This is a genomic window from Archangium violaceum (genome assembly GCF_016887565.1).
GTDB lineage: Bacteria > Myxococcota > Myxococcia > Myxococcales > Myxococcaceae > Archangium > Archangium violaceum_B.
Genome location: NZ_CP069396.1, coordinates 3,047,290 through 3,067,522 on the forward strand (window position 1 = coordinate 3,047,290; position 20,233 = coordinate 3,067,522).

21 protein-coding genes are annotated in these 20,233 nt (G+C 67.6%); 15 read left to right on the forward strand and 6 right to left on the reverse strand.

All coding sequences use genetic code 11. From position 1 onward, the window contains the following. Window positions 1–2 precede the first annotated feature (2 nt). Entirely contained in the window at window positions 3–386 is a 384-nt protein-coding gene (locus JRI60_RS12660) for a response regulator (protein WP_203402501.1), read from the reverse strand. Between the two features lie 180 nt (window positions 387–566). On the opposite strand from JRI60_RS12660, the gene JRI60_RS12665 reads away from it, so the two are divergent. The 6 genes from JRI60_RS12665 (at window position 567) to JRI60_RS12690 (ending at window position 6,077) form a co-directional block, all read left to right on the forward strand. After that, entirely contained in the window at window positions 567–2,198 is a 1,632-nt protein-coding gene (locus JRI60_RS12665; RefSeq protein WP_204226105.1) for a mechanosensitive ion channel family protein, read from the forward strand. A gap of 171 nt (window positions 2,199–2,369) precedes the next feature. Continuing rightward, entirely contained in the window at window positions 2,370–3,125 is a 756-nt protein-coding gene (locus JRI60_RS12670) for a ZIP family metal transporter (RefSeq protein ID WP_204226106.1), read from the forward strand. Between the two features lie 142 nt (window positions 3,126–3,267). Further along, window positions 3,268–3,672 carry a CBS domain-containing protein gene (locus JRI60_RS12675; protein WP_204226107.1) on the forward strand — a complete coding sequence of 135 codons (405 nt, stop codon included), beginning with the start codon at window positions 3,268–3,270 and terminating at the stop codon, window positions 3,670–3,672. Window positions 3,673–3,771: 99 nt separating this feature from the next. Next, window positions 3,772–4,554, forward strand: a complete 783-nt coding sequence (locus tag JRI60_RS12680; RefSeq protein ID WP_204226108.1) for a class I SAM-dependent methyltransferase — start codon at window positions 3,772–3,774, stop codon at window positions 4,552–4,554. Between the two features lie 5 nt (window positions 4,555–4,559). Further along, window positions 4,560–5,285: a DNA alkylation repair protein gene (locus tag JRI60_RS12685; RefSeq protein ID WP_204226109.1), complete on the forward strand. Its 726-nt coding sequence runs from the start codon at window positions 4,560–4,562 to the stop codon at window positions 5,283–5,285. A 57-nt stretch (window positions 5,286–5,342) separates the two neighbouring features. After that, window positions 5,343–6,077: an alpha/beta fold hydrolase gene (locus JRI60_RS12690; RefSeq protein ID WP_204226110.1), complete on the forward strand. Its 735-nt coding sequence runs from the start codon at window positions 5,343–5,345 to the stop codon at window positions 6,075–6,077. A gap of 83 nt (window positions 6,078–6,160) precedes the next feature. Here the strand turns inward: JRI60_RS12690 and JRI60_RS12695 are convergent, their stop codons facing one another. From JRI60_RS12695 to JRI60_RS12710, 4 genes are all read right to left on the reverse strand, one after another. Beyond that, window positions 6,161–6,943, reverse strand: coding sequence for a nucleotidyltransferase domain-containing protein (locus JRI60_RS12695; RefSeq protein WP_204226111.1), 783 nt, complete (start codon window positions 6,941–6,943; stop codon window positions 6,161–6,163). Next, window positions 6,940–8,244 carry a DNA polymerase beta superfamily protein gene (locus JRI60_RS12700; protein ID WP_204226112.1) on the reverse strand — a complete coding sequence of 435 codons (1,305 nt, stop codon included), beginning with the start codon at window positions 8,242–8,244 and terminating at the stop codon, window positions 6,940–6,942. The genes JRI60_RS12695 and JRI60_RS12700 overlap by 4 nt, the downstream gene beginning before the upstream one ends. Before the next feature lie 69 nt (window positions 8,245–8,313). Next, window positions 8,314–8,745, reverse strand: coding sequence for a hypothetical protein (locus tag JRI60_RS12705; protein ID WP_204226113.1), 432 nt, complete (start codon window positions 8,743–8,745; stop codon window positions 8,314–8,316). Between the two features lie 298 nt (window positions 8,746–9,043). Next, a protein-coding gene (locus JRI60_RS12710) for an IS5 family transposase (protein WP_430384330.1) occupies window positions 9,044–9,861 on the reverse strand; the annotation gives its coding sequence in 2 pieces (ribosomal slippage) (window positions 9,044–9,519 and window positions 9,519–9,861; 819 coding nt in all). 142 nt (window positions 9,862–10,003) lie between these two features. Between JRI60_RS12710 and JRI60_RS12715 the strand changes: the two genes are divergently transcribed. The 4 genes from JRI60_RS12715 to JRI60_RS12730 all read left to right on the forward strand — a co-directional run bounded on the left by JRI60_RS12715 (window position 10,004) and on the right by JRI60_RS12730 (window position 14,157). Next, window positions 10,004–10,939, forward strand: coding sequence for a DUF2381 family protein (locus JRI60_RS12715; protein ID WP_239470479.1), 936 nt, complete (start codon window positions 10,004–10,006; stop codon window positions 10,937–10,939). A gap of 11 nt (window positions 10,940–10,950) precedes the next feature. After that, the gene (locus JRI60_RS12720; RefSeq protein ID WP_204226115.1) at window positions 10,951–11,442 is read left to right on the forward strand and encodes a serine/threonine protein kinase; all 492 of its coding nucleotides are present in this window, start codon (window positions 10,951–10,953) and stop codon (window positions 11,440–11,442) included. A gap of 397 nt (window positions 11,443–11,839) precedes the next feature. Continuing rightward, window positions 11,840–13,492, forward strand: a complete 1,653-nt coding sequence (sitA5, locus tag JRI60_RS53255) for a SitA5 family polymorphic toxin (RefSeq protein WP_430384379.1) — start codon at window positions 11,840–11,842, stop codon at window positions 13,490–13,492. Between the two features lie 11 nt (window positions 13,493–13,503). Continuing rightward, window positions 13,504–14,157, forward strand: a complete 654-nt coding sequence (locus JRI60_RS12730; RefSeq protein WP_204226116.1) for a pentapeptide repeat-containing protein — start codon at window positions 13,504–13,506, stop codon at window positions 14,155–14,157. Between the two features lie 34 nt (window positions 14,158–14,191). Here JRI60_RS12730 and JRI60_RS12735 read toward each other — a convergent pair whose 3' ends face one another. Next, window positions 14,192–14,893, reverse strand: a complete 702-nt coding sequence (locus JRI60_RS12735) for an alpha/beta fold hydrolase (RefSeq protein WP_343213403.1) — start codon at window positions 14,891–14,893, stop codon at window positions 14,192–14,194. 386 nt (window positions 14,894–15,279) lie between these two features. Here JRI60_RS12735 and JRI60_RS12740 point away from each other — a divergent pair, with 386 nt between their 5' ends. Genes JRI60_RS12740 through JRI60_RS12760 form a run of 5 tightly spaced genes read left to right on the forward strand, consistent with a single transcriptional unit; the run spans window position 15,280 to window position 20,231 of the window. After that, window positions 15,280–16,269 carry an AAA family ATPase gene (locus JRI60_RS12740; protein ID WP_204226118.1) on the forward strand — a complete coding sequence of 330 codons (990 nt, stop codon included), beginning with the start codon at window positions 15,280–15,282 and terminating at the stop codon, window positions 16,267–16,269. Between the two features lie 33 nt (window positions 16,270–16,302). Beyond that, the gene (locus tag JRI60_RS12745) at window positions 16,303–17,184 is read left to right on the forward strand and encodes a DUF58 domain-containing protein (RefSeq protein ID WP_204226119.1); all 882 of its coding nucleotides are present in this window, start codon (window positions 16,303–16,305) and stop codon (window positions 17,182–17,184) included. Continuing rightward, the gene (locus tag JRI60_RS12750) at window positions 17,181–18,191 is read left to right on the forward strand and encodes a hypothetical protein (RefSeq protein WP_204226120.1); all 1,011 of its coding nucleotides are present in this window, start codon (window positions 17,181–17,183) and stop codon (window positions 18,189–18,191) included. Before JRI60_RS12745 ends, JRI60_RS12750 begins: the two co-directional genes overlap by 4 nt. Continuing rightward, window positions 18,166–19,176 carry a vWA domain-containing protein gene (locus JRI60_RS12755; protein WP_204226121.1) on the forward strand — a complete coding sequence of 337 codons (1,011 nt, stop codon included), beginning with the start codon at window positions 18,166–18,168 and terminating at the stop codon, window positions 19,174–19,176. The genes JRI60_RS12750 and JRI60_RS12755 overlap by 26 nt, the downstream gene beginning before the upstream one ends. Continuing rightward, on the forward strand, window positions 19,173–20,231 hold the full coding sequence (locus tag JRI60_RS12760; RefSeq protein WP_430384380.1) for a VWA domain-containing protein: 1,059 nt from the start codon (window positions 19,173–19,175) through the stop codon (window positions 20,229–20,231). Before JRI60_RS12755 ends, JRI60_RS12760 begins: the two co-directional genes overlap by 4 nt. The last annotated feature ends 2 nt before the right edge of the window (window positions 20,232–20,233 follow it).

Consider the following 20,233-nt stretch of genomic DNA (forward strand, 5'->3'; position numbering starts at 1 on the left):
CGTCACCAGATGATGCTCTGCACCAGCTCGTCGATCTTCTCGCCCATCTTCTCCAGCCCGTTCACCTTGGAGAGGCTGCCGTCGGCACCGACCTGCTCGGCCAGCTTGCTCAGCTCGTCGTCCGGGAGGCTGGAGAAGAGGATGATGGGGATGTCCTGGGTGCCGTACTCGTTCTTCAACGTCCGGCAGATGTCGGTGCCCTTGGCCTCGGGCATGTGGATGTCGGTGAGGATGAGGTCCGGCTTCCACGTCTGCAGGGTCTTCTCGAACTCCATCAACGTGGAGGTGGCGACGACCTCATAGCCGCGCGCCTCCAGCACGGCCTTCTCCATGGCGAGAGTGATCTCGCTGTCGTCAATGAGCAGGATTTTTCGCTTCTCTTGCACGGCGACCTCTTCCTGGGGGGCCTCTTCTAGCCTACGGATCCCTATGACACCAAGGGTTTCCCGTCCCATTGGAATCCAGGGGAGGGATGTTCCGGCAGGTACCTTGCAGGACGGGCGGGCTGCCGGAACATACACATAGGTGTTGCCGGATGGGTCAGGGAGGCGCAGTAAGAGGCGCCCATGCGTCGCGCTCTGACCGGACTGTGCGTGCTGCTGTCCCTCGTGCTGCTGCCGGAGGCCCAGGCCTTCAACGCCGGGCTGGGGGCTCCCCCGTCCACGGTGGACCGGCAGACACCCTACACCGCCGCCAATGGCTTCTTCACCGCGGCCCAGCGGGGCGACTACCCGCTGGCGGCGCACTACCTGGACCTGGACTACCTCCCCACGTCCGAGCAGAAGAAGGAGGGGGCGCGCCTGGCCTGGCGCCTGCGGCTCATCCTGGACGACAAGCTGGCGCCGGAGGTGCTCGACAACCTGAGCAAGGAGCCGGAGGGAGACCCGGAGGACGGCCGCTTCGAGAAGCTCACCGTCCTCACGGCGGGCAAGAACCGCTACCCCATCCAGTTGTCGCGCGTGACGGTCGACGAAGGTGCGCGGGTGTGGGTGTTCAGCCAGTCGACGGTGAAGGCGATCGACGCCATCTACGACTCGTACGAGCCGGAGGTGCTGGGGGTCCCGGTGCCGACGGTGCTCTTCGAGCGGGTGGTGCTGGGGCTGGAGCCCTGGAGGTGGCTGGGGCTGTTGATGACGGTGGTGCTGGCGGGGCTGCTGGCCATGGTGCTGGAGCGGCTGTCGCTGGCGTTGATGGCGAGGCTGGCGAGCTGGACGCGGGTGACGTGGGATGACGCGTTGGTGCCGGCGGGGCAGGGGCCGCTGAAGCTGCTGTACTTCGCGCTGCTGGGAGCGTTGGGGACGGCGCTGCTGCAACTGCCGCCCACGGCGCAGTTCGTGGCGACGCACCTGGTGACCTCGTTCATCATCGTGGCGGTGGCGTGGTTCCTGCTGCGCTTCCTGCGGGTGACGTCGCAGTTCGTCCAGCAGACGGTGACGAAGGAGCCGAAGGACGCGGCGCGAGCGCGAGGGCTGCACACGCAGCTGGTGGTGCTGCGGAGCGTCTTCGAGGCGGCGACCTACATCATCTCGGCGGCGCTGTTGCTCATGCAGTTCGAGACGGTGCGCAACGTGGGGGTGTCGCTGCTGGCGTCGGCGGGAATCGCGGGCCTCGTCATCGGTCTGGCGGCGCAGAAGTCCATCTCGTCGTTGCTGGCGGGCATCCAGCTGTCCATCACGCAGCCGATCCGGATCGGGGATCAGGTGGTGGTGGAGAACGAGTTCGGCACGGTGGAGGAGATCACCCTGACGTACGTGGTGGTGAAGGTGTGGGACGAGCGGAGGCTGGTGGTGCCCATCTCGCAGTTCCTGGACAAGTCCTTCCAGAACTGGAGCAAGGGGGGGCAGAGCATGCTGGGCCCGGTGCAGCTGCTGGTGGACTTCACCGCGGACATGGAGGCGCTGAGGGCGGAGCTGCGGCGCATCCTGGAGAACGAGGGGAAGGAGCTGTGGGATGGGAGGGTGGGCAACGTGGTGGTGGAGGACGTGCTGGACCGGACGCTGAAGGTGCGGGTGCTGGTGAGCGCTCCTCCGGGGGTCCTGTTCGATCTACGGGCCCTGGTGAGGGAGAAGATGATGGTGTACCTGCGAGCGAGGCCAGAGTGGCTACCGACCACGCGCACCGAGCCGAGGCAGGTGGTGCAGCAGCCGCCGGCGGGGGAGCAAGCCCAGTCGGCCCCCCCCGTCACGCCCCGGGCCTGATCTCCCTCTCCCGCCGGGAGAGGGTCGGGGTGAGGGTCGCTCGGGCCCCGGGTTGAACCCCGAGTATGCCCCCTCTCCCTCTGGGAGAGGGCTGGGGTGAGGGTCTACACCGTCAAGCCAGCGCCACCCCCCTACACTGGAGGGGATTCTGTGCTAGGTGTCGGGCCCCCCATGCCTTTCGCGGTAGCCCTCTCCTCCTATTCGTTGATCATCCTGCTGGGCGCCGTCGTGGGAGCGCTGGCGGTGGTGCTGACGCGGGCGCCGACGAAGCTGGTGACGTTCCTGGCGTTCGCGGCGGGGGTGATGTTCGGGGCGGCGTTCTTCCACATGCTGCCGGAGGCGTACCACGGGGGAGGGTTCTGGGCGTTCGCGCTGGTGCCCGCGGGGTTCGTCTTCCTGATGGTGCTGGAGCGGTACGTGCTGACGCATGCGTGCGAGGAGCCGCCGGAGTGCAAGGAGCACGTGCACGGGCGCACGCTGGGGCTGACGGCGTTCCTGGGGCTGTCGGCGCATACGCTGTTCGACGGCATCGCGCTGGGCTCGGCGGTGAAGGAGGGGGTGGGGCTGATGGCGTTGCTGGCGATCACCTCGCACAAGGTGCCCTCGTCGCTGTCGCTGGCGTCCATCCTCAAGGCGGAGGGGAAGAGCTCGAGGAGCATCCTGGGGCTGTCGGTGGTGTACGGGCTGATGGTGCCGGTGGGGGCGCTGCTGTACATCGCCTTCGACACGGTGCTGCGCTTCGAGGCGCTGGCGCCGAGGGCGCTGGCCTTCTCCGCGGGCACCTTCCTGTACGTGTCGGTGTCGGACCTGCTGCCGCACGTGAACCGGCACGGGAAGGACAACCGGGGGCGCAACCTGGTGGCGCTGGCGGCGGGCCTGCTGCTGATGTTGGCGCTGTCACAGGTGGCGGAGTTCCCCGGACACTGAGCGCACGCTCGCGGTCCAGCGGGGCCAACGGCCATGGTATGAGCGGCCGGAACGAGCAGCGCTGGGCCGCTCGGATGCCCCCACGGGTGCATGGGGCACCGCGAGGGTCCACCCTGTTCGTGGGAACGACAGGGAGGACACCATGCTGACCGTCGAGGAACTGATGACCCGGGACCTGGTCACCCTGAAGGAGGACGACGACATCGTCCGGGGGGATGACCTGCTGGCCGAGTACGACATCCGTCACCTTCCGGTGGTGAAGGACGGGAGGCTGGTGGGGCTGGTGAGCCACCGGGATTTGATTCGAGCACTGGCGCGTCAGGAGCGGGCGCCGGGAGCGCCGCCCCAGCAGGTGCGGGACATCATGACGCGCTCGGTGGAGACGCTGAAGCCGCGGAGTTCGGTGCGCGAGGCCATCCACAAGATGCTCGACCACAAGTTCGGGTGCGTGCCGGTGGTGGAGGATGGAGACCGGCTGGTGGGCATCCTCACGGAGACGGACCTCATCCGGCTCGCCGGGAAGCTGTTGGACCGGGAAGAGCGGTAGGGCGTGAGGGGAGCCGGGGCACGCGAGTGGTCCCCGGCTTGATTTTCAGCGGGCAGGGCCGAGGATGCGCGCCGCCGCGAGGGCGCGGCACCCGGCCCCATGGAACGACGCTCCGACTGGTACGACCACCCCGAGTATTACGAGGCCATCTTTGGAACGGACACCGAGCGGGAGCTGGACTTCCTGCTGGAGGTGAGCCGTCGCTACGGGACGGGAGGCAAGAGGCTGCTCGAGCCCGCGTGCGGAGCGGGCCGGCTGGTGGCGGAGGCCGCGCGCCGGGGCCTGCAGGTGGTGGGCTACGACATCTCCGAGAAGATGCTGGCGCACGCGCGCCAGCGGCTGACTCCGGCCGAGCGCCGGAGGGTGCGGCTCTACCCGTCACGGATGGAGGACTTCTTCCGGCCGGAGCTGGAGGGGCGGGTGGACCTGGCGTTCAACCTGGTGTCCACGTTCCGCTACCTGGACAGCGAGAAGGCGGCGCTGGAGCACCTGGAGGGGACGCGGCGGCTGCTCCATCCCGAGGGCCTGTACGTGCTCGGCTTCCACCTCACGGACTACGAACGGAGGAAGGCGGAGCACGAGCGCTGGGTGGAGAAGCTGGGGAAGGACACGGTGGTGTGCAACACCCACGAGGGGTTGCCGGACCGGCGCCTGAGACGCTCGGCCATGCGCAACCGGCTGCGGATTACCGGGCCGGGGAAGAACCTGCTCATCGAGACGCATTGGTACTTCCGCACGTATGACCTGACACAGGCCCGGCGCCTGTTCCGGAGGGCGGGGCTCCAGGTGCTGGAGGTCTTCGACTTCGACTACCAGGTGGAGGCTCCGCGGAAGCGAGGGGAGATCCGCCTCGACAGCATCTTCGTCCTCCGGCCCGTGTGAGAGACATGTCCCTCGAGACCCTCATCGACGAGCTGGCGCGGGCAGCCGATCCGGAGAAGGCGGCCTTCTTTCCGAGGTTCTTCAAGACGGGCCCGGGGGAGTACGGGGAAGGGGACGTGTTCCTCGGGGTGACGGTGCCGGAGCAGCGGCGCATTGCCCGTCGCCACAAGGACCTCCCCCTGGAGCAGGTGAGCGAGTTGTTGCGGAGCGAGGTGCACGAGCACCGGTTCACCGGCTTCGTCATCCTGGTGGAGCGGTTCGCGAGGGCGGACGAGGCGGGACGAGGGCGCCTCTTCGAGTTCTGCCGGGAGCACCTGTCGAGGATGAACAACTGGGACCTGGTGGACACGGTGGCGCCTCGGCTCATCGGCGAGTACCTGCTCGAGCATCCCGAGCTGAAACCGCTGCTCTACGGCTGGGCGGGCTCGCCGGTGCTGTGGGAGCGACGAATCGCCATCATGTCGACGCTGGCGTTCATCCGCGCGGGGGACTTCACGGACACGCTGAAGCTGGCCGGCGTGCTGCTGCACGACCCGCACGACCTGATGCACAAGGCGGTGGGCTGGATGCTGCGCGAGGTGGGCAACAGGGACCGGACAGCGGAGGAAACCTTCCTCGACCGACATGCGTGGGAGATGCCGAGGACGATGCTGCGCTATGCCATTGAAAAATTCAGTCCAGCGCGGCGTGAACACTACCTGAAAATCCGCTCCGCCCCCCCAGTTGCATGAGAGCCATTTCCAGCGGTTGAATGTCTGTGTTCACGCTTGGTGAACATGGAGGTTCTCATGAGCAAGAGACGTCCGTCGTTGGTGCTCTTCCTTCCCGCTGTCGGTGGTGACTCGACGTTCTGGGAACCGCAGGTGGACGCACTCCGGGGCTCCTACTCACCGTTGCCGATCGATCTGGTGCGGAGCGCGGCGCGGGTGTCGATGGCGGGTTTCGCCGAGGACGCGATGCGGGCCATCCTGGCGACGGGCCATGAGGACGCGCATCTGGTGGGCCAGTCCATGGGAGGAGTGGTGGCGCTCGAGCTGTACCGGCGCTACCCGGATCGGGTGCGCTCGCTGACGCTGGCCAACACGTGGGCCTTCCAGCCGGAGGGTGCGGCGCGCAGCCAATGGGTCGAGGAGCAGCTCGGGAAGATGACGCTGGCCGAGTTCTCGCGGATGAACATGCCGGACCTGTTCGCGCCGGACACGAGGAAGGACATCATCGAGCGAGCCGTGTCGGTGGAGAGCCGGAAGGAGCGGGAGACGTACCTGGCCTGCTGGCGCGAGATGCTCAAGGTGGACCTGCGCCCGATCATCCCGAGGATTCGAGTCCCGGTGTTGCTGGTGGGGGGAGAGAAGGATCGGCTGACGCCGACGCGTCCGTTGCTCACGGGCATGCAGAAGGCGCTGCCCTCAGCGAGACTGGTGGAGCTGCCGGGAGCCTCACACTTCTCGAACCTGGACCGTCCGGAGGCCTTCACGAAGGCCTTGCGAGAGCACCTCGACGAGGCGGAAGACAAGGGCCCGTAAATCCGCGCACGCACACTTCCCCTCTCCCCCTGGGAGAGGGACGGGGTGAGGGTATATCCACCCCGTCCTCCCACCCGTGGGACTCAGAACCGGGAGCGCCGGACCTCGAGCAACCACGCCTCCAGGTCCGCGGTGCGCCCAGGCTCCTCTGGGAGTACGGAGTGCGCATACGCCTCATCGAGCCGTTCGAAGGCACGGCCCACCTGACCGCGCCAGTGCGTGGAGAGCGCATCAGGCAACTCCCCGCGCTCGCCCCGCCGCTTCCAAGCGACGAGCTCGCTGGCCTCACCAAAACCATAGCGGTCCATGAGGGCGGTGAGGTCCGTCTCCACCTCACGAGTCAGCAGGGCATGGGTGCCGGTAAGCGCCGTGCGCAACACATAGAGGAGCTTCTTGGTGGAGCGAAAACCCGTCTTCTCCCACTCGCGCAACTGACTGGTGGCGAAGCCGCGGTAGTGCCGATGAAGTCGACGCGACAGCACCTGACGCACGAGGGGACGTACGGCCTCCAGCTCGGGAGAGCCGCGCAGGGTATGGGTCCCGAGCAGCCGCTCGATGTAGTTGCCATTGCCCTGGAGCACGCCCTGCAGCACGGGGCCGAGCTCGTTGGACGAGTAGTCCACCTCGACGCCGTCGAGCACCTCCAGACGCTCGGCGGGAGTGGGGTTGCGCTGCTCCAACCGGAGCAGCTCCGAGGTGGAGGCGACATGGATGCACTTGAGGTCCAGATCGCTATCGGGCGAGGGAAAACCATACGCGTGAGCGCCCGAGAGGGACACGACGAGGTGCCAGCGGCGGGTGGACTCCTCGTCGAGCACGCGGTTGGCCACACGCAGCTGGTGCTCCGTCATCAGGTGGTCCGTCATGACTGTTCCTCCGTCCATTCGACGGCCGGCGGCGCGGGGGCGTCGCGGCCGAGAGGCCCGGGCTCGCGCATCACCCAGCGGCGCGCGAGCTCCTCGCCCACGCGCCGAAGCAGACGGTCCGCGCGCCCGTAATCGGGGAGCTGCGGCAGCCGGCTGGTGCGGTGGGCCTCCTCCAGCTCGGGAGCGAGGGCCTCGGCGTCGCGCAGCACCTCCTCCAGGGGGACGTGCCCGGCCTTGATGTCGAGCATGCGAGCCTTGTGGTGGCCGGAGACCTCGAAGGTGGGGACACCCTCGCGAAGCCACCCGGTGGCGAGCACCACCAGTCGCAGCAGGTTGTAGGCGTTCTTCGGGCGCAGCTCGCGAGCGCTGGGGGGCCGGCCACCGCCACCGCGGGCGTAGCGGGTGAGGGCGGCGAAGTCGTTGGACTCGATGAGACCCTGGTCCGAGAGCGAGCGGTAGAGCTGCTTGAGGTACGTCTTGGCCGCGAGCAGCCCATCCTCGGGAGTGGGGGCGGAGCGCGGGGAGATGGCGGCGAGCCGTCGGGCCACCTCGTCGAGACTGGGCGCGGGCTCCTCGCACAACCATTCGAGCACCGAGTCACGGTGCTCGGCGAGACGCTGACTGCGCGTGAGCTTGTCGAGCTGGCTCATGGCGTACCGGCCGAAGCTGCCGAAGATGGCTTTGGAGACGAAGGCATCGCGCTCGGCGAGGAGCCACTCGCCGAGCGGGTCCGAGGCGCGGGCGCTGGGGACGAAGAGCATCTCGAGGGTGTTGGGGTCGGCGCGCAGGGCCTGCTCCACGGCCTTGGAGAGCTCCCAGTAGGTGTGACTGCCGTCGGCGCTGACGAGATCCCTCGGCTTGTCGGCGAGGCCGAAGTGCCAGGGGAGGGGGAGGCCGAAGACGCCGCGCAGGTCGACATCGGAGGACTTGTTGGCGAGGCCCCAGGCCTGCGAGCCGACCACGGTCTCCACGACGACGCAGGGGCGGAGGGCATCCCAGGTGGCGGCGCGTCGGAGGGCGAACTGGAGCTGACCCGGCTTGCGAGGCACCAGCTCGTCGCGGGCGTACCAGAGTTCGCCGACGCCGACGACCTGGACGTCGAAGCCGCCGCCACGGGCGCGCACCACGCGGCCCACGACGCCCTGGGGGATGTGCCGGTCACCGGCCACACGCTCCACGCGGGTGGTCACCTCGGTGCCGTGGGGGAGGGGGACGGAGAGCTTGTCGACCTGCTCATAACCCCGGGGGCGGGTGGTTCCCTCGGTGCGGTCCTGCTCGGGAGTCTTGGGTCCGCGGGTCATGGGGGCCTCCGGGTGAGACGGAAAGGATTCCCATGGACGTTACTGGCGCGGGGTCCTGACGGCCATCCGTCAGAAGGTGGCGAGCGATAGCACGGAGCTGCGGCGAGCCACGGCGTCGCGCGCGAAGGTCACCAGGCCCGAGAGGATTTCGCGCAGCTCCTCCGGCTCATGGTGTTCCCGGTCCATGCGCTCCGCCCACGCGTTGGCGAGGCCGGGCACGTTCTCGTCCGTGACCCGGGCGAGCGCCTGGATGAAGGAATCCTTGACGCGCGCGATGATCAACCCGTCCTCGTCCCGGAAGATGAGCGGATCCTCCGAGGTGGACTCGGACGTGATGTCTTCCTTTCCCTGGAGGGCGGCGGAAAGGGCCATGAGCTCCATTTCGATGAGTGGAAACTCGATGTATGTCCAATCCTCAGGGGAGTGTTCCTCGGTGGTGACGATCGATTCGATTGCCTCCGCCTCGTCTTCTCTCGCGATGAACCAGGTCGTGATCTGCATGAAGGGGCTCCGATGCTTTTGTCCGGCACGACCCTATCACCGCATGACCTCTTGAGTAGAACTCTTTATGCTGTCCTCCCAGGACGGCTGCCCCCATGTTCGGGGTCGCGGAGAGGGTGTCAGTCACCCGCTCAGCCCCCGCTTTGTGGGTCGTCAACCGTGTCCATCTGCCGGGATGCCCCCCATCGGCCAGGGAACATCAGCACGGGACGGGGCGTGCTCGGCTGGTCGCCTTCGACCCGTTCTGATAAGAGCTCGTTTCAAAAATGGACCTGAGAGGTCAGGTAACATGCCCTGCCTATTCAGGGCCATTTCGTAAATGGCGCTCAAGCACGCGATAGAGAAGGAGGCAGTGGCCAAGGCGAAGGAGTGCCAGGTGCATCTGTGGGTTCCGCTCTTCGCGAATCCGCAGGCGTTTCATCTGGTGGAACCAGTCCAGGGAGCGCTCCACCACCCAGCGATGGCGTCCCAAACGCTCCTTCGACTCCACGCCTCGGCGGGCGATGCGGGGAACGATGTGGCGCTTCCGTAATCCCCGGCGGGTATCGGCATAATCGTACCCCTTGTCGCCGTGCCCTTTCGCCGGACGCCTGCGTGGCCTGCCTCGTGGCCCCTTGATGGGGAGGATGGCGTCGAGGAGCGGCAGCGCCTCGCGCTTGTCGTGCACGTTGGCGGCCGACAGCAAGGTGGCCAGCGGCAGGCCCCGGCGGTCTACGACCAGGTGGTGCTTGCTGCCCGCCTTTCCTCTGTCCGTTGGATTCGGGCCTGTTTGGGCCCCCCTTTTATCGCCCGTAGGCTGCTGGAGTCGAACGAGGCCCGGCTCCAGTCAATGAGCCCCTTGTGCCCCAACTCGTTCAGCAACACCCGCTGGAGCTTCTCGAAGACTCCTGCTCGGCTCCACTTTCGCAGCCTCCTCCAGCACGTCGCCCCGCTGCACCCGAACACCTCGGCTGGCAGGTCTCTCCAGGCGATGCCCGTCCTGAGCACGAAGATAATGCCCCGCAGGCACGCCCTATCGTCGCGCAATGGACGACCTCTTCTCCCTTTGCGGCGATGTCGTGGCAGCAGCGGCTCCACCCTCGCCCACAGCTCGTCCGGGACCAGTTCGCGCCTCATGCTTGCGAGGATGAGCACCAGGTACGTAGAGGGAAGTCTGGATACCTCTGCGGTTCATTTATGAAACAATCCCAGGGAGGCAGGTCAGATGACCTAGGCTCCCTGGTCCATTTTTGAAACGAGCTCTAAGTTGTGCCGCGCTATGTGGAATCTCCTACTTCGCCGGTCTACTCTACTTCTCGCTCTTGTGGCATCCGTGGCCGGGGCCGGGGTACGCGAGCCCAACGAGCGGAACATCTACCTCTCGGACCATACGAGCCGAGAGGCACCTGACGTGTACGTCGTCGGGGGTATCGTGACCGTCCTCCGCTTGGAGCAGCCCTGCGATTCAGCGCGGACCAAGATGCTGGCCTGGGAAGGTCGCTTCGAGCCTGTGGAGTGTGTCGGGAAACGGGTGCTTATTGAGCCCCTCCGTGATCTCGATCCCGAAGACCGGCTCATGCTGCTGGTGACGCTCGCGGATGGAACGGAACTGCCCTTCACCGTGACATCACGGCAGAAGGCCACCAACGACCGGACGGGCGATCAGCAGGTCAACGTGTTCCGTGACCGCGAGGCCCCGAAAGCGGTGCTTGCGTCCCTGTATGATGCGCTCCAGAGAGAGGGACAGCTCAGGGAGGAAGTCGAGCGTTATCGCAAAGAGGACTCAGTCAATCACTCTCTTGCCGGCCTTCTGGCGAAGGGGGCCACGAAACAGACGCCGTTTCGGGAGCGGTACTCGGCGCTATTCAAGAGCCCCACGGGTGTGGAATTCCATGTCTCCGTGTTGGCCAGCAGGAACCGGGACAAGGCGGCGGTGGTCTTCACTGTGAAGAACAACAGCCCGACCGAGCCTTGGAGTCTGATGGAGGCCCGCTTGAGCACGGGTGATGGGCGAGAGCAAAGACCGTTTGCTCTGCGTGCCTCTCAGGAATACTGGGAGCCGGGTGGGCAAAGTGGGCAGATCGCCGTCGTCCTGGATGCGAGTGCCTTTGACTCGACGACTGGCCCCGACCGGCTTGTTCTGGAACTCTTCCGTCAAGGAGATGGTCTGCGGCAGGCATGGGTTCATCTGGATAAACAACTGCTGCGTTGGTAGATCCCGCCCTCATGGTTCCCGTTCGCTCATTGCTTGCTGCTTCTGTCCTGCTGCTTTGCGTGTCCTCCAGTTGCACGACGACTGGGGGCGTCTCCCTTCGCCCGGACGGAAGCCCCGGACCGGAAGCGTGCCCGGAAAAAGCGCTTGAGGCCATGCATCGCCTTGGTCTGAGCGTTGGGGACGCTTCGAATGTCGAGCTTGATGTGAACCAGACCGACGCCAGCCCCATCACGCTGTACGACGGTCCCGTGGAGAGCATGTTGAACAGCCCGCTGGGGACTCTTCCGGCAGTCACCCGTCTCTATGGACGGGTCTGGACAGGAGGCCCACAGGTCGTCATCCGGTATTACGAGTTGCATCCACCGGACGAAGAGCCGGTTCCGATTTGCGCCGTGGCTCGGCTCGCACGCGGTCAACTCAGAAAGAAACCCGAGTCCAAGCCAGGAACGGCCATTCTCGAATTCTCCAGCGCTGGGCTCTACATCGTGAACTCGTTCCGGTGAACCACCGCGCGCGCTGAGCCGACATGGGAAGTGTCACTGAGCGGAAGGGCAACGCGCTGCGCCTGGTCGACGTCCACAGCTACCGCGCTCAGGGCAGGGTGGCCGTGGAGGTGAAACTGGAGAATCCCGGTACGGCCGCCCTGGACGGCGGTGGGCGCGGTGCTGCGCGGGCCCAAGGGCGAGGTGGTGAAGCCTCTGCCCCTCTGGCAGCCGGAGCCCGTGCCTCCGCGAGAAGTGATGGCCGACGAGCAGGATAAGTGGCGCCGTGTGGTGGTGGCCAACCCTTTACGTCCTCCACTTCTCTCCCTATCCATTGGTTTGACGACCGCACCCGGCTTCCGTGTACTCCCGGAAACAACCCGCGCCAGCCCTCGCGGTTGGCAGCAAGAGGTGCGGCATGTTTCCCCGTCGGAAGAGTCCCCGCTCCGTGGGCCCGCTGCCGCCCCGCTGCTGGATGCTGCCCGTGCTTTTACTGCTCGCGGCATGTGCCACGGGCCACCCGCCGGGCGGCATGCTGATGGGGAGCAGGCGCCCCTTGTCGCGCACGCCCCCAGCGGCACCCAGACAGGCGTCCTTCGCGCAGGCGGGTGTGGGCCTGGAGGGAGCGGTGCGGTACGAGGTGGTGGTGCTGGAGCCGGGCTCGGCGGGCGCCAGCCGAGCCGTGCTGGTGAGCCGGGACGACTTTCTGCGCGCGGTGCGGGACAACGCCCGGAAGACACAGCTTGACGGCAAGAGCCCCCGGGAGGCCGCGCGCGAGTGGCTGAGGGGACAGGTGGAGCAGCACCCGGAATGGGAGCAGAGGAGTGGGACGTGGGTGGCCGAAGTGTACAAGGGCCGCGTGCTGTCGCTGGTGCCCATGGACGAGGACAGCGGCCTGGCGACCGAGGCGAGCGAGGCCCTGCGCCGCCACTACCTGGCGTGGTGCGCCCGGGGCCAGGGAGGTGGCGACTGCCTGCGCCTGCTGGACGACGCGCCCTACCTCAAGGCGGACGACCGGCGGACGCTGGCGCTCGCCTTGTCCTTCGGCTCGGTGCTGGAGGAGACGAAGCAGGCGCTGGGGCGGGAGTTGGACCCGCAGGTGGTGGTGGCCTCGTGCATGTGGACGCTCGGCGCGTACCTGGCGCTCTGGCTGGTGCCCGAGCCGACGACCAAGCTGGTGGCCGCCGGGCTGTCCGTCGTGCTGGTGGCGTGGCTGGGGGTGGAGACGTTGTGGGGGCTGATGGACGGCTGGGCGGCCATGGCGACCCGGGCGCACGATGCCACCACGTTCGGCGAATTGCGCGAGGCAGGCGAGGGCTTCGCCCGGGTGCTGGGCACGGACGCGGCGCGGGCGATGATTCTGGCGGTGGGGGCATTGACGGGGCGCACGCTGGGGGACGTGGCGGCGCGGGTGCGCTCACTGCCGGGCTATGGCATGGCCAATGCGCGCTGGCAGGCGCAGGGTGGGGCGGCGGTGCTGGAGCGGGTGGAAACCCTGGCGGCCCAGGAGGGCGCGCTGGCGCGGGCGGTGGAGACGGTGGCGGCCACCCCGCACGGCCCTCTGGCGGTGGTGATGCTCAAGAAGGGGCGGGGCGGTGGGGCGTCCTCCGGAGGCGGCGCCTCGGGCACCGTCGCCATCCGTCACCGGGGAGGCAACCAGCAGGTGCTCCTGCCCAATGGGCAGAGGTGGCACTTGCCTCCTGGCAAGTCCATCCACGACATCCCGGTCGAGGACGAGGTGGGTGACATGCTCCAGAAGGCGGTGACCGAGGCGGCCCGGCAATGGGGGCCCCACAGGCTCTCTCCGAGGGAGGCCAAGGCCATCGACGACGCCCTCAAGGAAGGCGAGTATTGGCTGGCGCACCTGCTGGAGCGCGAGGCCCGGGGCCGCTTCGTGCATGCTCAGGTGAAAAAGCAATTCGAGGGGATTCTTCGATTCCGTCACGAGGGTGTCGACGTGATTGACCCGAAAAACAATCGTCAGTACGAGATTCTCTCCGGGACGGTGTCGAATCTGGCGCGACATGGCCGGCGCATGGCGGGCGAGTTCTTCCGGATGCTCACCTTCTGAAGGGGACTGACATGGCGTGGCTCGAGAACGTCATTTACAAAAATCAGGAGATCGAAAACGAGCGGTTGGAGCTGACCGACAAGAACTCGCTCTATTACCTCAGCACCAACCTGACGCTGCGCCACTGCACCGTCGTCCTGAAGGTTCCCGCCAGTCGCCTGATCATCAATCAGGCTCGTTTCATTGATTGCACCTTCGAGGTGAAGCAGGAGTTGAAGAACCATCAACAGTGGATAGGTGCGTCCCTGAAGGGGTGCCGGTTCAAGGGGCGGTTGTCAGGGTGCGACTTCGGGCATTGGCCCGAATACGGGAGTGAGCCGGAGTACCAGATGGGCGCCATCGAGGACTGTGACTTCACCGAGGCCCGCTTGGACGAGTGCCGCTTCCACGGGGACAATCCCCGCACCCTCCGGTTTCCCAAGTGGCCCTGCTTCACCCTCCTGGATCCTGTCCGTCGAGCCGACGAGCTCCGCAACCTCAAGTGGCCGGACCGGTTTGGCAGATCGCTGGCATCCCTGTTGGATCAGAGTCCGGAGAAACGAATCAAGCACCCGCGCTCCACGATGGCCTTGAGCTACTACGCTCCCGCGGAGGCCAAGCGGTTGGGCATCACGGAAGAGGCGTTCAAAGCCGCCATCGAGAAGTGCGACTTCATCGTCTACTGATGAGCGCCAGGAAGTAGCTGATCCGTTGACCCACTCAGCGGAACCAGTCCGCAGAGCAAGAACCGTCCATTTGCTCCAGGTGCGGACTGTGCCCGGCCGGCACGCGCACGAGCCTCACATCGGGCATGACCTTCACCGCGGCCTCGGCCAGTGACACGGGCAGCACCGTGTCGTGCTCGCCCCAGAAGAGCAGGGTGGGTTGCTTCACTTCGCCCAACCGCGCGAAGCGGTGGAACACGCCGCCCGTGAGTGGCACCAGCGCGTTGAAGGCACGCGTAGCTTCGGGCCTCCCTCCAGGCATCGTCAGTAGCTCATAGGCCAGCGCCATCAACCGCCGGTTCACCGGCGTGTCCGGCAGCGGTGCGATGCGCCCGAAGAGCTTCGGTCCCAGCACTCGCGCCACCCGCTCCGGGCCCGCGCGGAAGAAGAGGCGCGCATCCAGCCCCATCTCCGGGCCCAGCCCCATCGCGTCCACCAGCGCCAGCCGCTCCACCGGCACGCGGCCCCGCAGCGCCAGCTCCAGTGACACCAGCCCGCCCAGCGAGTGCCCCACCATCGTCACTGGTCCCAGGGCCAGCGTGGACAGCACCTCCTCCACCGGCTCGACGAAGTAGCGCAGCCCGTCCTCGGCTGTCCGCAGCGGCCCTTGGGGCACCGAGGAACATCCGAAGCCCGGCAGGTCCACCGCCAGAACCCGGTGCTCCCGGGCCAGTTCCGGCAGGAGGGGGAACCACATGCTCGCCGCGTTCCCCCGCCCGTGGAGCAGCACCACCGGAGGGCCCTCGCCCCCCTCAATGACCCGCAGGACCCCACCCCCCTGGAGCGGGCACATCCGGGACACCCACCCCGGGCCCAGCTCCCCCAGCAGTTCCGCCTCCACTGGACCCGGCTCACGGGGGGCGACCGGGCCGCCGGCTGCCCGGAGGCGCGGTTCCTCCCCGGCAGAAGGTTGGCGTCCGGCGCCGCGATGTGGTTTGGGGTGTTCCTGCCGGTCCTTCCTGGGACTTTCCGGGGCCATGGAGCCCCGAAATTACTGGAATGTCCGGCGAGATGCGCTGTTGAGCGGCGTACCCCATCCCCCCTAGGCTGCCCGCCTCCTCAGGGACGGTAGAGACGGCACATATGAACACGGACATCCGAGCACTTACCGAGCGCGTCCAACAGGAGAGCAGCTTCGTCGAGCTCCTCAACCAGGAGGCCGGCAAGGTCATCGTCGGCCAGCGCTACATGCTGGAGCGCATCCTCATCGGGCTCCTGTGCAACGGCCACGTCCTCCTCGAGGGCGTCCCCGGCCTGGCCAAGACGCTCACCGTGCGGACCATCGCCGATACGCTCAGCGCCACCTTCATGCGCATCCAGTTCACCCCGGATCTGCTGCCGGCGGACGTGGTGGGCACCACCATCTACAACCAGCAGGCGGGCAACTTCTCCGTCCGCAAGGGCCCCATCTTCGCCAACATCGTGCTCGCGGACGAAATCAACCGCGCCCCGGCCAAGGTGCAGTCCGCCCTCCTGGAGGCCATGGCCGAGCGCCAGGTCACCATCGGCGACCAGTCCTTCCCGCTGCCCTCGCCCTTCCTCGTGCTGGCCACCCAGAACCCCATCGAGCAGGAGGGCACCTACCCCCTGCCCGAGGCCCAGGTGGACCGCTTCATGCTCAAGGTGCGGGTCGGCTACCCCACGCGCGAGGAGGAGAAGGTCATCATGGACCGCATGGGCGGCGGCAAGGTTCCGCAGGCCCAGAGGGTCATCGGGCTGGAGCAGCTCGTGCGCGCCCGCGAGCTCGTCCATCAGATCTACATGGACGAGAAGGTGAAGGACTACATCCTCAACGTGGTCTTCGCCACGCGCGAGCCGGGGCGCTACGGCCTCAAGGACCAGGCGGACTACATCCAGTTCGGCGCGAGCCCGCGCGCCACCATCGCGCTGAGCCAGGCCGCTCGGGCCCACGCCTTCCTGCGCCACCGGGGCTTCGTCACCCCCGAGGACGTCAAGGCCGTGGCCTTCGATGTGCTCCGCCACCGCATCGCCCTCACCTACGAGGCCGAGGCCGAGGAGCTCACCACCGAGAAGCTCATCCAGCGCGTCTTCGACCGCGTCGAAGTTCCCTAACCCGTCGCAGGAGAGAGGCCGAGGGAGCGCGCCGTGCTCGCCAAGGACATCATCCGCCGCATCCGCAAGCTGGAGATCCGCACCCGCAAGGTGGTGTCGGACATGCTCGCGGGCCAGTACCACTCGGTCTTCAAGGGCCGGGGCATGGCCTTCTCCGAGGTGCGGCAGTACCAGCCCGGTGACGAAATCCGCATCATCGACTGGAACGTCACCGCCCGAATGAACGAGGCCTACGTCAAGGTCTTCACTGAGGAGCGCGAGCTCACGGTGATGCTCCTGGTGGACGTGTCGGCCTCCAAGGAGTTCGGCTCTCGCGAGCGCTCCAAGTCGGAGGTCGCCGCCGAGGTGGCCGCTCAAATCGCCTTCAGCGCCATCGCCAACAACGACCGGGTGGGGCTCATCCTCTTCTCGGACCGGGTGGAGAAGGTGGTGCCGCCGCGCAAGGGCCGCTCGCACGTGATGCGGCTGGTGAGCGACATCCTCACCTTCCAGCCCAAGGGCAAGGGGACGGACCTTGCCGCCGGTCTCACCTACCTGAACCGCGTGGCGCGCCGGAAGACGGTGACGTTCCTCATCTCGGACTTCCTCACCCAGGGCTACGAGCAGCCCCTGCGCCTGGTGGGCCGCAAGCACGACCTGGTGCCCGTGGTCATCGCGGATCCGCTGGAGCAGGAGTTCCCCCGGCTGGGGCTCGTGGAGATGGAGGACCCCGAGACGGGCGAGCGCTTCGTGGTGGACACGAGCGATCCGCTCGTTCGAGGTCGCTTCGCCCGCGCCATGCAGGCGCAGCGCGAGGAGCGGCGCAAGCTCTTCAAGAAGTTCGAGCTGGACCACGTGGAGCTCAGCACGGCCGATGATCATGGCATGGCCCTGGTGCGCTTCTTCCGCGCCCGGTCCCGGAGGATGGCGGCATGAGGTGGCTGGCTCTCTCCGCGTTTCTCTTCGTCTCGCCGGCCCTGGCCCAGACCCCGGCCGCTCCCGCTCCGGCCCAGGCCGCGAAGCTGCCGGAGGTGGAGCCCTCGGGCTTCCAGGCCAGCGTGCAGCCCGAGCGGGTGCTCCTGGGCGAGCCCTTCACCTACGAGCTCGTCATCACCCACCCGGCCAACCAGCGCTACGAGCTGGAGCTGCCGCCGGACCTCGGCGACTTCGAGCTGCTGTCCCAGGCTCGCACGCCGCCGCAGGCCGGCAAGGAGCCCGCCGTCACCCTGTTCCGGTTGAAGCTGTCCGCCTTCAACCTGGGCATGGTGACGCTGCCGGAAGTGCCCTTCCTCGTGTCCACGCCGGACGGCCCCAAGCGCTTCGTGGCCCCGGGCCGCACCCTCGAGGTGGGCTCCACCCTGCCCGAGGACGCCGAGTCCAAGGGCGCCGACCTCAAGGACATCCAGCCGCCCACCGAGGTGGCCATCCGCTCCTGGATGCTCCTCTGGGGGCTGCTGGGGGCGCTGGCCGCCGCCGCACTCGCATGGGGGGCGTACCGGCTCTTCCAGAAGTACCGCAACCGCCCCCAGGCCGCCGCGGAGCCGCCCGCGCCACTGGACGTGCGCACCCGCCGGGCGCTCGAGGCACTCAAGGCCGAGAACCTGCACGCCCAGGGCAGGGTGAAGGACTTCTACTTCCGGCTGTCGGAGATCGTCCGAGGCTACCTCGGCGAGCGCTACGGCTTCGATGCCCTCGAGTGCACCAGCTCGGAGCTGATGGCGAAGCTGCGGCGCATACACACCCCCGGCCTGCCCGAGGACGGGCTGCTGCGCTTCGTCTCCGAGTCGGACATGGTGAAGTATGCCCGCGCCGAGTCCTCGCCGGAGTCGTGCGGCGCGGCGTTGGCCTTCGGCTACGAGTTGCTGGACAAGACCTGGCCCCCTCCACCGCCCCCCGGGGCCGCCCCCTCCGTGTCCCATGCTTCCGGACCTCGCGTTCCATAGCCCCGAGTACCTCTGGGGATTGCTGCTCGTGCCGGTGCTGCTGGCCTGGGCCTGGCGTGAGCGGCGCTCCCGTGCCGCGCTGCGCTTCTCCGCGGCGCACGTGCTCGCCCGCCAGGGCCGCGGCCTGCGCACGTACATGCTGCCGATGCTGCCCTTCATGCGCGCCTTCGCGGTGGCCGCCGCCATCGTCGCGCTCGCCCGGCCCCAGTCCCGCGACTCGCGCGTGCGGGACTTGAGCGTCGAGGGCATCGACATCGTCGTCGCGCTCGACCTGTCCACCTCCATGGAGGCCGGCGACTTCCGCCCGCAGAACCGCCTCCACGTGGCCAAGGAGGTGCTCGCCGAGTTCATCTCCAACCGCGTCAACGACCGCATCGGCCTGGTGGTGTTCGCCGGCGCGGCCTACACGCAGGCGCCCCTGACGCTCGACTACGGCGTGCTCAAGGAGGTGCTGCGGCAGTTGCGCACCCGCGTGCTCGAGGACGGCACCGCCATTGGCGACGCGCTCGCCACCGCGCTCAACCGCCTCCGGGACTCCGAGGCCAAGAGTCGCGTGGTGGTGCTCATCACCGACGGTGACAACAACTCCGGCAAGATTTCGCCGCTGGACGCCGCTCACATGGCGAAGTCGCTGAACATCCCCATCTACAGCATCCTCGTGGGCAAGGGCGGCAAGGTGCCCTTCCCGCAGGGCACGGACCTGTTCGGCAACACCGTCTGGCGTGAGACGGAGATTCCCATCAACCCCGAGCTGCTGCAGGACATCGCCGACTCCACCGGCGGCGAGTACTACCGCGCCACGGACCCGGAGGGCCTCAAGCAGGGCCTCCAGAAGGTGCTGGACTCGCTGGAGCGCTCCAAGCTGATGGAGGGCGGGGCCTCGGCCAACTACCGCGAGGACTACCACCCGTACCTGCTGCTGGCCTTCGGACTCGCCGCGCTGGAGCTCTTCCTGCGCGCCACCTTCCTGAGGGTGTTCCCGTGATGCCGACGGACCCCTGGCGCTTCACCATCCTCGGCTACCAGGTGGGGCTCGCCAGGCCCGCCTTCCTCGCGCTGTGCGCGGCGGGCGTGCTGGTGGGCACCCTGGCCCTCGTGTCCGCGCTGCGCCGCCGCGGCCGTGTGAGCGCGCTGCTCAACGAGCGGCTCGTGGACAAGCTGGCCCCCGGCATCTCTCGCTGGCGCCCGGCGGTGCAGGGCGGCTTCTACGGGCTGGGGCTGCTCCTCTTCGGGCTGGCGCTGGCCCAGCCCCAATGCGGCACCAAGAGCGAGCTGACGAAGCGGCGCGGCATCGACGTGGTGGTGGCGCTGGACGCCTCCAAGTCCATGCTCGCGCGCGACGTGCAGCCCAGCCGCCTGGAGCGCGCCAAGCTGGAGCTCACCACGCTGCTCGACGAGCTGAAGGGAGACCGGGTGGGCCTGGTGGCCTTCGCGGGCGATGCCTTCATCCAGTCGCCCCTCACCTCGGACTACTCGGCGGTGAAGCTCTTCCTGCGCGCGGTGGAGCCGGAGCAGATGCCCCAGGGCGGCAGCAACATCGGCGACGCGCTGATGCTGTGCAAGCAGCTGCTGGAGAACGCGGACCGTGGCGCCAAGGAGAAGGTGGTGGTGCTGCTGTCGGACGGCGAGGACCTGGTGGGCGAGGTGAAGGAGGCCGTGGCCGCGCTCAAGGAGGCCAACATCCAGGTGCTCACCGTCGGCGTGGGCTCGGAGCAGGGCGAGCCCATCCCCGTCTACAACCGCCGTGGCGAGTTCGTGGACTACAAGAAGGACTCCAGCGGGGAGACGGTGATTACGCGGATGGACCGTGGGGGCCTCACCACCATCGCGGAGGGCACGGGCGGCGAGTTCTATTACCAGCCTCGCGGCGTGGCGATGGCGCAGGTGCTGGAGCGCATCGAGAAGATGCAGAAGAGCGAGCTGGAGAGCCGCGTCACCGTCCGCTACGACGAGCGCTTCCAGACGTTCGCCCTGCCGGGGCTGGCGCTGCTGGTGATGGGGATGTTGCTGCTGCCGTCCTCGCGCCGGAGGTCGTCGTGAGC

Bases quoted from the DNA above. Each gene is read 5' to 3' on its own strand.
- JRI60_RS12665 (WP_204226105.1), top strand. From the start codon at position 567: ATGCGTCGCGCTCTGACCGGACTGTGCGTGCTGCTGTCCCTCGTGCTG.
- JRI60_RS12670 (WP_204226106.1), top strand. From the start codon at position 2,370: ATGCCTTTCGCGGTAGCCCTCTCCTCCTATTCGTTGATCATCCTGCTG.
- JRI60_RS12675 (WP_204226107.1), top strand. From the start codon at position 3,268: ATGCTGACCGTCGAGGAACTGATGACCCGGGACCTGGTCACCCTGAAG.
- JRI60_RS12680 (WP_204226108.1), top strand. From the start codon at position 3,772: ATGGAACGACGCTCCGACTGGTACGACCACCCCGAGTATTACGAGGCC.
- JRI60_RS12685 (WP_204226109.1), top strand. From the start codon at position 4,560: ATGTCCCTCGAGACCCTCATCGACGAGCTGGCGCGGGCAGCCGATCCG.
- JRI60_RS12690 (WP_204226110.1), top strand. From the start codon at position 5,343: ATGAGCAAGAGACGTCCGTCGTTGGTGCTCTTCCTTCCCGCTGTCGGT.
- JRI60_RS12695 (WP_204226111.1), bottom strand. From the start codon at position 6,943: ATGACGGACCACCTGATGACGGAGCACCAGCTGCGTGTGGCCAACCGC.
- JRI60_RS12700 (WP_204226112.1), bottom strand. From the start codon at position 8,244: ATGACCCGCGGACCCAAGACTCCCGAGCAGGACCGCACCGAGGGAACC.
- JRI60_RS12705 (WP_204226113.1), bottom strand. From the start codon at position 8,745: ATGCAGATCACGACCTGGTTCATCGCGAGAGAAGACGAGGCGGAGGCA.
- JRI60_RS12715 (WP_239470479.1), top strand. From the start codon at position 10,004: ATGTGGAATCTCCTACTTCGCCGGTCTACTCTACTTCTCGCTCTTGTG.
- JRI60_RS12720 (WP_204226115.1), top strand. From the start codon at position 10,951: ATGGTTCCCGTTCGCTCATTGCTTGCTGCTTCTGTCCTGCTGCTTTGC.
- sitA5 (WP_430384379.1), top strand. From the start codon at position 11,840: ATGTTTCCCCGTCGGAAGAGTCCCCGCTCCGTGGGCCCGCTGCCGCCC.
- JRI60_RS12730 (WP_204226116.1), top strand. From the start codon at position 13,504: ATGGCGTGGCTCGAGAACGTCATTTACAAAAATCAGGAGATCGAAAAC.
- JRI60_RS12735 (WP_343213403.1), bottom strand. From the start codon at position 14,893: ATGTGGTTCCCCCTCCTGCCGGAACTGGCCCGGGAGCACCGGGTTCTG.
- JRI60_RS12740 (WP_204226118.1), top strand. From the start codon at position 15,280: ATGAACACGGACATCCGAGCACTTACCGAGCGCGTCCAACAGGAGAGC.
- JRI60_RS12750 (WP_204226120.1), top strand. From the start codon at position 17,181: ATGAGGTGGCTGGCTCTCTCCGCGTTTCTCTTCGTCTCGCCGGCCCTG.
- JRI60_RS12755 (WP_204226121.1), top strand. From the start codon at position 18,166: ATGCTTCCGGACCTCGCGTTCCATAGCCCCGAGTACCTCTGGGGATTG.